Annotated in this window: 6 protein-coding genes and 1 pseudogene; 4 read left to right on the plus strand and 3 right to left on the minus strand. The window is 68.2% G+C overall.

Features of this window, described 5'->3' with window-relative positions; all coding sequences use genetic code 11:
• Positions 1 to 27: 27 nt before the first annotated feature.
• Both BLR75_RS14220 and BLR75_RS14225 read right to left on the minus strand, forming a co-directional pair.
• Positions 28 to 603 (minus strand): annotated as a pseudogene (locus BLR75_RS14220) (GNAT family N-acetyltransferase); the annotation flags it as partial.
• Positions 604 to 649: 46 nt separating this feature from the next.
• The gene (locus BLR75_RS14225) at positions 650 to 1,996 is read right to left on the minus strand and encodes a lysine N(6)-hydroxylase/L-ornithine N(5)-oxygenase family protein (protein ID WP_084311275.1); all 1,347 of its coding nucleotides are present in this window, start codon (positions 1,994 to 1,996) and stop codon (positions 650 to 652) included.
• A 195-nt stretch (positions 1,997 to 2,191) separates the two neighbouring features.
• Between BLR75_RS14225 and BLR75_RS14230 the strand changes: the two genes are divergently transcribed.
• From BLR75_RS14230 to BLR75_RS14245, 4 genes are all read left to right on the plus strand, one after another.
• Complete coding sequence (locus tag BLR75_RS14230) at positions 2,192 to 3,163, plus strand: FecR family protein (protein ID WP_084311427.1); 972 nt, start codon at positions 2,192 to 2,194, stop codon at positions 3,161 to 3,163.
• Positions 3,164 to 3,513: 350 nt separating this feature from the next.
• Entirely contained in the window at positions 3,514 to 5,175 is a 1,662-nt protein-coding gene (locus BLR75_RS14235; protein WP_084311276.1) for a cyclic peptide export ABC transporter, read from the plus strand.
• On the plus strand, positions 5,172 to 5,897 hold the full coding sequence (gene fhuF / locus BLR75_RS14240; protein ID WP_169720235.1) for a siderophore-iron reductase FhuF: 726 nt from the start codon (positions 5,172 to 5,174) through the stop codon (positions 5,895 to 5,897). The genes BLR75_RS14235 and fhuF overlap by 4 nt, the downstream gene beginning before the upstream one ends.
• A gap of 48 nt (positions 5,898 to 5,945) precedes the next feature.
• The gene (locus tag BLR75_RS14245; protein ID WP_084311429.1) at positions 5,946 to 8,336 is read left to right on the plus strand and encodes a TonB-dependent siderophore receptor; all 2,391 of its coding nucleotides are present in this window, start codon (positions 5,946 to 5,948) and stop codon (positions 8,334 to 8,336) included.
• Between the two features lie 356 nt (positions 8,337 to 8,692).
• Here the strand turns inward: BLR75_RS14245 and BLR75_RS14250 are convergent, their stop codons facing one another.
• A complete protein-coding gene (locus BLR75_RS14250; protein WP_084311277.1) occupies positions 8,693 to 9,655 on the minus strand; it encodes an alpha/beta hydrolase in 963 nt (320 codons plus the stop codon).
• Between the last annotated feature and the right edge of the window lie 22 nt (positions 9,656 to 9,677).

Below are 9,677 nucleotides of genomic sequence, written 5' to 3' on the forward strand. Positions count from 1 at the left end.
CGCTCCTACAGGGTCATTCACCTCTGATCAGGCCCCGACGATCTGGAAGCCTTCCCGCTCCAGCCGCATCAGCGCCGCGCGCTTGTGCGGGAAGTCGAATTCCTTCTCCTTGCGGAAGCCCACCGACTCCATGTAGCCGATCATCCTGGCGTTGTCCGCGCGCGGTTCGGCGACCACGGTGCTGGTGCGCGGTTCGTCCAGCAGCAGGTAGCTGACCAGCGAGCGCAGCCAGCACTGCACCTTGGCCGGGCCGCGGTGGTGCTCCTCGCCCACCAGCATGTGGATGCCGCGGTCGAACTGGCCCACTTCATAGAAAGGCGCGATGCGGTCGGCCAGCGCCCAGTACACCTCGTAGTAGGCGAACGGCTCGCCGTCGAAGCAGCCGAGCAGGCTGAAGACGTGCGGGTCGTCCTTGATCCTGCGCAGGTACTCGCGGTGCGCGTCGAGGTCGCCCTGCTCCTGCCAGAAGTGCGCCACGCGCGGGTTGTTCTGCCAACGGTTGAAGCGCTCCAGGTCGGCGTCGATGTCCAGGGTGCGCAGGGAGAAGGTCAGCCCCAGCGCCGGGTCGCGGTGACGGTAGACCTCGCCGCGCGGCTTGGCCGGCAGCGCGACGGGAGTGGGTTGGATAACGGCGTTCATGACGGAATCCTCAGGCGGGCGCGGACATGGCGGCGCTGTATGAAGGAATGTTCAGCGGCTGCACGCCGTCGATCAGCTCGTGCAGTGCGTCGCTGATCTCGCCGGCGCGCACCGGCAGCACCGACAGCAGGGTGTCGCTGAGGCCGTGGGTCGACTGCGAGAAGCCCTGCACGAACACCCCGGCGTTCAGGCGCGGGTCGGACTTCAGGCGGTAGCTGCGCTCGACCTGGTAATCGCCGAGATACTCGGCCAGCGGCTCCAGCAGGGTGCGATGGGACTTGCGCTCGTAGCCGGTGGCGAGGATCACCGCGTCGTAGCGCTGCTGCTCGGTGCGGCCGCTGGCGATGTCGCGCAGGGTCAGCTGCACGCCGTCCTCCTGGGCGACGGCGCCCTCCACCATGGTCCGGCAGCGGAACGCATGGCGCTCGCGGGCGGAAACCTTCTGCCGGTAGAAGATGCCGTAGATGCGCTCGATCAGGTCGAGGTCGACCACCGAGTAGTTGGTGTTGTGGTACTCGCGGATCAGCCGTTCGCGCTCGGTTTCCGGCTGGTCGAAGACCAGGTCGGTGTATTCGGGGGAGAAGATCTGGTTGACGAAGGGGCTGTCGTCCGCCGGCTTGAGCACGGCGCTGCGCAGGATCATGTCGACCTGCACCGAGGGGAAGCTGTCGTTGAGGTCGATGAAGGCTTCCGCCGCGCTCTGCCCGCCGCCGACCAGGGCGATGCGCATCGGCTCGCCCTGCGCGCACTTGTGCTGGGCGATGCGGCGCAGGTAGTTGGCGTGGTGGAACACCCGCGGGTCGTCGCGCAGCGCCTGGAACGCCTGCGGAATGCGCGGCGTGCCGCCGGTGCTGACCACCACCGAGCGGGTGCGGCGGCGCTGCTCCTGGCCGCGGGCATCGAGGGAAATCACTTCCAGCAGGTCGACGCTGCCGTCGGCATTGCGCACCGGCTCCACGCGCTGCACCTGCTCGCCGTAGGCGCAGCGTTCGGCGAAGTGGCGGGCGACCCAGCGCAGGTAGTCGTTGTACTCCATGCGGCAGGGGTAGAAGGTGCCGAGGTTGACGAAGTCCACCAGGCGGCCGTGATGGTGCAGGTAGTTGACGAAGCTGTAGGGGCTCTGCGGATTGCGCAGCGACACCAGGTCCTTGAGGAAGGAAATCTGCAGCTCGCTCTGCGCCACCAGCGTGTCGCCGTGCCAGCGGTAGTCGGCCTGGCGGTCGAGGAACAGGCAGTCGAGCATGCTGCCGCGTGCTTCGCCCTGCTCCTGCAGGGCGATGGCCAGGGCGAGGTTGGAGGGGCCGAAGCCCACGCCGATCAGGTCGAGCGGCTGGTCCGAGGGGAGACGCTGGTTCATTGGCTTGTCCTCTGCTGGGAATGGTTTCCCCTCGCCGCGATCCGGTGTGCGGTCCGGGGAATTCATAAAGCGATGACGAAGCAGCGCGCGGGATATTTAGCCAACCCGCCGCGATGAGGAAAAAACGCCGGAGGTCAAGCGCAACCGCCCGCGCTTGCAGTAAGCTTGGCAAATTCGTACTGCCGGTCTGCCATGATGCCCAGCCGTTTTCCCGCCGATGACTCGTTGAGCGACACCGCCGCCTACTGGTGCGCGCGCCTGCATTCCGACGACTGCTCCGAAGCCGAACGCCGGGAATTCCGCCGCTGGCACGACGCCGATCCGGCGCACGCCGAGGAGTACGCGGCGATGTGCAGGATTTGGCAGCTCAGCGCCCAGTTGCCGGCGAGCACGCCCACCCCGGCACCGGCACCGCGCCAGCTGCGCCGCCGTCGCGGCAGGCAGCTCATGGCCCGCGCCGCGGTGGCGATCCTCGCCATCGGCAGCCTGTGGACCCTGAGCTGGTCCGCCGGCCTGGTGCCCGGCAGCATCCGCTACTACGCCGCCCAGCCGGAACGCCGCCAGGTGACCCTGCCGGACGACAGCCAGGTCGAGCTGAACCGGCGCACCGCGCTGTTCTACCTCGGCTACACCGACCGCCGCAGCGTCAGCCTCACCTACGGCGAGGCGTACTTCGACGTGCAGCGCAACGTTCACCGGCCCTTCGTGATCCGCACCGACAACAACGAAGTGCGCGTCACCGGCACCCACTTCAACATCTGGACCGAACCGCAGCGCACCGCCGTCACCGTCACCCAGGGCTCGGTGCTGGTCTCGCCGCTGCCGTCGAACGCCATCGCCAACCAGGCCACCCAGCTCACCCCGGGCATGCAGGCGGTATTCGCCCCCGGCAGGGCGATGCAGCTCAGCCAGGTCGACACCACCGGCATCACCGCCTGGCGCAACGGCAAGCTGATGCTCGAAGACATCAGCCTGCGCGACGCCCTGCCGCTGATAAACCGCTACCTCACCCTGCCGCTGCAACTGGCCGACGACGAGGCGGCAGAACTGCGCATCGGCGGCATCTACGACACGGCGAAGATCGAACACCTGGTCACCGCCCTGCCGCGCATCCTGCCGGTGACCCTGCAGCGGCAGGGGGATGTGATCCTGCTGTCGAGCCGGTAGAGCGGAAGTCATAATCCGGCTCCTGCGCGAGACTTGTAGGATGGGTTGAGCTTGCGATACCCATCATCGCAACTGCATGGGTATCGCTTCGCTCAACCCATCCTACGCTCCTGTAGGAGCGCACCTGGGCGCGACCGGTCGCGGGCATGGCCCGCTCCTACGGTTCCGGCAAAACCTCCGCGTCTTATCGTTCCCAATGCCACCCCGATGGCAATCTGAAATTATTTTCGCTGCAGCCCTTAATAATTCGCGTCTTCATTCGTCCTTGTAGGGAACACACTCAACGCGCCGTGCGGCCGTCGGGGCCCTGGCGGGTCTCGCGGTCGCCGCCGAGCCCGGAAGACACGACGATGAGCGCACCCCGCAGTACCCTCCGCGACCTGCTTCAGGTCCTCCGCCCGTTCTGGCCGCTCCTGCTGGTCTCCACCGTTCTCGGCGTGCTGGGGGGCCTGAGCATCACCGGCCTGCTGGCCACCATCAACCACGCGCTGCACGCCGAAGGCGGCACCAGCCAGGGCCTGCTGCTGGCCTTCGCCGGGCTGTGCCTGGTGGCGTTGCTCGGCTCGATCCTCTCCGACATCGGCACCAACCACGTCGGCCAGCACGTCATCGCCCGCCTGCGCAAGGAGCTGGGGGCGAAGATCCTCGCCGCGCCGATCGACCAGCTGGAGCGCTACCGCAGCCACCGGCTGATCCCGGTGCTGACCCACGACGTCGACACCATCAGCGACTTCGCCTTCGCCTTCGCGCCGCTGGCGGTGTCGCTCAGCGTCACCCTCGGCTGCCTCGGCTACATGATCCAGCTGTCGCTGCCGATGTTCCTCACCACCACCGTCGCCATTCTCATCGGCTCGGTGGTGCAGTACCTGGCCCGCGCCCGCGGCATCAAGGGCTTCTTCGAGGCGCGCGACCTGGAGGACGAACTGCAGGGGCACTACCGCTCGATCTCCGAGGGCGCCAAGGAACTGCGCATCAACCGCCCGCGCCGCCAGCTCCTGCATCGCGAGTGCATCGAAGGCACCGCCGAGGCCATCTGCGCCAAGCAGGTCCGCTCGATCAACCAGTTCGTCATCGCCAAGGGCTTCGGCTCCACCCTGTTCTTCATCGTCATCGGCGTCGCCCTCGGCTACCAGGCGCTGTGGCCGGCCACCAGCACCGCCACCCTCAGCGGCTTCATCCTGGTCCTGCTGTACATGAAGGGCCCGCTGGAGCACCTGCTCGGCACCCTGCCCATCGTCAGCCGCGCGCAGGTCGCCTTCCGCCGCATCGCCGAGCTGTCGGCGCAGTTCTCCTCGCCCGAACCGAACCTGCTGCAGCAGCGGCCGGAACCGGCGCCGCGCAGCATCGCCAGCATCGAGCTGCGCGACCTGCGCTTCAGCTATCCCGGCGAGGGCGGCGCTCCCGGCTTCGGCCTCGGCCCGCTGAACCTGACCCTGCGCCAGGGCGAGATCCTCTTCATCGTCGGCGAGAACGGCGCCGGCAAGACCACCCTGATCAAGCTGCTGCTCGGCCTCTACGCGCCGCAGGGCGGCAGCCTGCTGCTCGACGGCCGCGAGGTCGGCGCCGAACAGCGCGACGACTACCGCCAGCTGTTCACCACGGTGTTCTCCGACTACTTCCTGTTCGACGACCTGCTGCAGGCTGCCGACGAAATCCCGGTGGACGCCATGGCCTACCTGCAGCGCCTGGAGATCGCCCACAAGGTCAGCATCGACGACGGCCGCTTCTCCACCACCGACCTCTCCACCGGCCAGCGCAAGCGCCTGGCGCTGTTGCAGGCGTGGACCGAGAAGCGCCCGGTGCTGGTGTTCGACGAATGGGCCGCCGACCAGGACCCGGCCTTCCGCCGCATCTTCTATACCGAGCTGCTGCCCGACCTGCGCCGCCTCGGCAAGACCATCGTGGTGATCTCCCACGACGACCGCTACTTCGACGCCGCCGACACCCTGGTGCGCATCGACAACGGCCGCCTGGTCCGCCACGTGCAGCGACACGAGGTGGAGCACGCGTGATCGCACGGCTCGCCGTCCTGCCCGCCGAGCTGCGCCCCATGGGCGAGCGCCTGCACGTGCGCCCGGACAGCCCGGCGCCGTCGCTCGCCCAGTGGCTGCAGCCGCGCCGCCTCGGCGCCCTGCTGCGGCGCTACACGGCGGCGGCCTGGCCGGACGGCGACCGCTACGCCGTGGCGTCGATGTGGCACCAGGAATGCTTCGTCACGCTGCTGCCGCCGCTCTTGCTCGACCGCCTGCTGCTGGACCGCGCCCTGCCCGCCGACCTGCACGCCCTGCGCATGACCGTGCAGCGCGACGGTACCCCGGCGGAATTCCATTTCTGCGGCGAAGGCCGCGCGCTACCCGCCCAGGAAGATGGCACGCAGCGCCTCGACGGCCTGTTCGAACAACTGCTGCTGCCCTTCGTCAGCCGCTACGCCGAACTCATCGGCCTGGCGCCGCGGCTGCTCTGGGGCAACGCCGCGCTGTGCCTGGACTGGGCGCTGGAACTGGCCGCCGGCGGCCGATCCAGCCGCAGCATCGGCGAGGCCCGCGCCTACCTGGCCGACAGCCGCGGCCTGTGCCGTCCGCTGCAGGCCGCATTGAAGAGAAACTCGGCAGGCGTCGCGCAGACACGCAAGGTGTGCTGCCTGCGCGACCGCCTGGAGCTGCCGAGGTGCGCCGTCTGCCCGCTGGGCGAACGGCGCGCCTCCCCACAAGAGGACGTCGCGGCCCTGCCGTGAACGTCCCAGGAACCTAACCGACCCATGGACATGACCATCAGGAGCATCATGAACAAGCATCACCCCGACACCTCCAGGCTGCGCCTGCGGCGCTGCATCGCCGCCGCCGCGCTGGGCATCACCCTGACCGCCGCCCTGCCCGCCCAGGCCGAGCCGGTGCAGCTGAACATCCCCGCGCAGCCGCTGGCCTCGGCCCTGAGCGCGCTGGGCAGCCAGGCCAACCTGCAGATCATCTACGGCCAGGACACCGTCAAGGGGATCAGGAGCCACGGGGTATCCGGCACGATGGAGCCGGAAGAGGCGCTGCGCCGCCTGCTCGAAGGCACCAACATCCAGTACGAGCTGGACGGCAACAACGTCACCCTGACCAGCGCCGGCAACGACGCCGCGCTGGAGATGGAAGCCGCCACCATCGTCGGCCAGGCCTACAGCTCCGCCAGCCCGATGGACGGCTACGTCGCCAAGCGCGCCAGCGTCGGCTCCAAGACCGACGCCGCGCTGATCGAGACGCCCACCTCGGTCTCCGTGGTGACCCGCGACCAGATCGAGGCCCAGCAGCCGAAGACCGTCGCCCAGGCGCTGCGCTACACCCCCGGCGTCAACGCCGAACTGGCCGGCCCGCAGTTCGTCACCGACCAGCTGACCATCCGCGGCTTCCAGATGGGCACCGGACGCATGCTGCGCGACGGCACGCGTACCTTCCTGCCCGACTTCCTCGGCTGGGACGCCCCCGAGCCCTACGGCCTGGAGCGCATCGAAGTGCTGCGCGGCGCCAGCTCGGTGCTCTACGGCGTATCCGACCCGGGCGGCCAGATCAACCTGGTGAGCAAGCGCCCGACCACCACGCCGCTGCACGAGGTGCAGCTGCAGGCCGGCAACCTCGACTACAAGCAGGGCGCCTTCGACCTCAGCGACGCGCTGGATGAGGAAGGCATCTGGAGCTACCGCGTGACCGGCGTATTCCGCGAGGGCGACGCGCAGACCGACCACATCACCAACCGCCGCCAGTACATCGCCCCGGCGATCAGCTTTCGCCCGAGCAACGACACCGAGTTCACCGTGCTCGCCGAATACCAGAAGCAGACCGGCAACTTCGCCAACCCCCTGCCCGCTTCCGGCACAGTGTTCCGCGACCCGCGCGGCCGCCTGGACCGCGACACCTACGTCGGCGACACCCGCTACGACCACATGACCAACGAGAAGACCTCGCTGGGCTACGTCTTCGAGCACCGCTTCGACGACATCTGGACCGTGCGCCAGAACCTGCGCTACAGCTACTACCGGCAGGACAGTTCCGAACTCGCGGTGCTGAGCCCGCACTTCCTCGACCCGTCCCAGTACATGCGCTACTTCGACCAACGCGAAGGCGACGGCCGGCTGTTCACCGTCGACACCCAGGCGCAGGCCGACTTCGCCACCTGGGACATTCAGCACACGGCGCTCGTCGGCTTCGACTACAACAACGGCAAGTTCGACCAGCAGCAGGCGCTGGATATCGTCGCCGAGCCGTTCGACATCTTCCGGCCGGTCTATGGCCAGCCGCTGACCTTCCTCCCCTTCTCGACTGCCGACTACGAGCAGAAGCTCAGCCAGACCGGCGTCTATGCACAGGACCAGATGAAGATCGACAACTGGGTATTCGTACTCGGCGGCCGTTACGACTGGACCAGCGACCAGCGCGACGACCGCACCCCGCAGACGCAGAAGGACGAGAAGTTCAGCGGCCGCGCCGGCGTGGTCTACCTGTTCGAGAACGGCCTGGCGCCCTATGCCAGCTACAGCGAGTCGTTCCTGCCGACCATCGGCAACACCCCCGACGGTTCGCAGCTGGATCCGACCATCGGCAAGCAGTACGAGGTCGGCCTGAAGTACGAGCCGAACGACTACAACGCCATGTACACCATCGCCGCATTCGACCTGACCCGGGAAAACCTCGTCGAGTTCCTTCCCCTCGGCGGCGTGCGCCAGGACGGCGAAGTGCGTTCCAAGGGCATCGAGCTGGAAGCCAGGGCCGAAGTGCTCCAGGGTCTCAACCTGATCGGCAGCTACACCTGGAACGACGTCGAGGTCACCGAGTCGAACACCGGCACCGAAGGCAACACCCCGTTCCGCGTGCCTGAGCACATGGCTTCGCTGTGGGCCGACTACCTGGTCCAGGGCGGTGCCCTCGAAGGCCTGCGCATCGGCGGCGGCGCCCGCTACGTCGGCAGCACCTACGGCGACTCGGCGAACAGCTTCAAGGTGGACAGCTACACCGTGGTCGACGCCCTGGTCAGCTACCAGCTCGGCCGCCTCGACTCCTCGCTGGACGGCGTGGAAGTGGCGCTGAACGCCAGCAACCTGTTCGACGAGGAATACGTCGCCGGCTGCTTCAGCAACATGGGCTGCCAGTACGGCCAGCAGCGCACCGTGTTCGGGACCGTTACCTACAACTGGTGACGTCCCCCGTGGCGCGCCTCACGCGGGCGCGCCACATCCTCCCCCATGGTTCCCGGACGCTCCCGCGTCCACGGCGGATAACGCTTCGCGTTATTCGCCCTACGGGAAACTCCCTGCCACGTCATCCCTCATTTATCCTCCGCGCGCCATGCGCGCGATTCGCGGGCATGGCCCGCTCCTACGCAAACCTCACGCAGCGGACTGCATGCTTTTGTAGTTTCGTAGGATGGGTTGAGCTTGCGATACCCATCAAACCTGGCCCCGATGGGTATCGCTGCGCTCAACCCATCCTACGTTTCCATACGTACGGCCACGCCAATGGTGCCCACGGTGGATAACGCTTCGCGTTATCCACCCTACGGGTAAAGCGCCGCCGCCAGCTGCGCCGCGATCTCCCCGTGGATCTCGCCGATCCCCGGCATCACCGTCGCCATGCGCAGGAAGTCATGGGTGGTCCCCGCATACTCCCGCAGCGTCACCGCCACACCTGCCTCGCGCAACCGACCGGCATACGCCCTGCCCTCGTCGAGCAACGGATCGAACTGCGCCAATCCCACAAAGGCCGGCGCACAACCGCTCAGCTCATCGCACAGCAACGGCGAAAACCGCCAGTCCCGGCGATCCTCCACGCCGCGCTGGTACTGGCTGTAGAACCACTCCAGCGTCTCCGCCTCCAGCAGATAGCCCTCGTCGAACAACTCCGCCGAACCGCTCACCCGCGAGGCATCGGTGATCGGATAGCAGAGCAGCTGCAGCCTTGGCCGGATCGCCGGACATTCCGCACGCGCCGCCTGGATCGCCAGCACCGTGGCGATGGTCGCCCCGGCGCTGTCGCCACCGAAGGCCACGCGCTCGGTATCCAGCCCCAGCGCGGCGCCCTCCTCGCGCAGCCAGGCCAGCGCGTCCTCGGCGTCCTCCAGCGCGGTGGGGAAGCGATGCTGCGGCGCCAGCCGGTAGTCCACCGAGAGCACCGCGCAGGGCGTGCGCCAGGCCAGTTCGGCGCAGACGCCGTCGTGGGAGTCCAGGCTGCCGACGACGAAGCCGCCGCCGTGGAAGTACACCAGCAGCGGCCACTGCCGCGGCGCCTCGGCGCTGCGCGGCAGGTACAGGCGCGCTCCGACCTCCGCGCCATCGCGGGCGCGGAAGCTCAGGTCGCGGCGCTCCACCTGCTGCGGCCAGGGCCAGCGCAGGCCGGCCGAGGCCTGCTCGAAGTCGGCGCGGGCGGCGGCCGGGGCGAGTTCGTGCAGCGCCTTGCGCCCGGACTCGCGGCCGGCGTCCACCAGGTCGAGGAAGGCGGTCAGTTCAGGGTGCAAAGACATGGCGGATTTCCTTGAAATGGTC

The organism is Pseudomonas jinjuensis (assembly GCF_900103845.1).
Taxonomy (GTDB): domain Bacteria; phylum Pseudomonadota; class Gammaproteobacteria; order Pseudomonadales; family Pseudomonadaceae; genus Pseudomonas; species Pseudomonas jinjuensis.

Bases quoted from the DNA above. Each gene is read 5' to 3' on its own strand.
- BLR75_RS14230 (WP_084311427.1), top strand. From the start codon at position 2,192: ATGCCCAGCCGTTTTCCCGCCGATGACTCGTTGAGCGACACCGCCGCC.
- BLR75_RS14245 (WP_084311429.1), top strand. From the start codon at position 5,946: ATGAACAAGCATCACCCCGACACCTCCAGGCTGCGCCTGCGGCGCTGC.
- BLR75_RS14225 (WP_084311275.1), bottom strand. From the start codon at position 1,996: ATGAACCAGCGTCTCCCCTCGGACCAGCCGCTCGACCTGATCGGCGTG.
- BLR75_RS14235 (WP_084311276.1), top strand. From the start codon at position 3,514: ATGAGCGCACCCCGCAGTACCCTCCGCGACCTGCTTCAGGTCCTCCGC.
- BLR75_RS14250 (WP_084311277.1), bottom strand. From the start codon at position 9,655: ATGTCTTTGCACCCTGAACTGACCGCCTTCCTCGACCTGGTGGACGCC.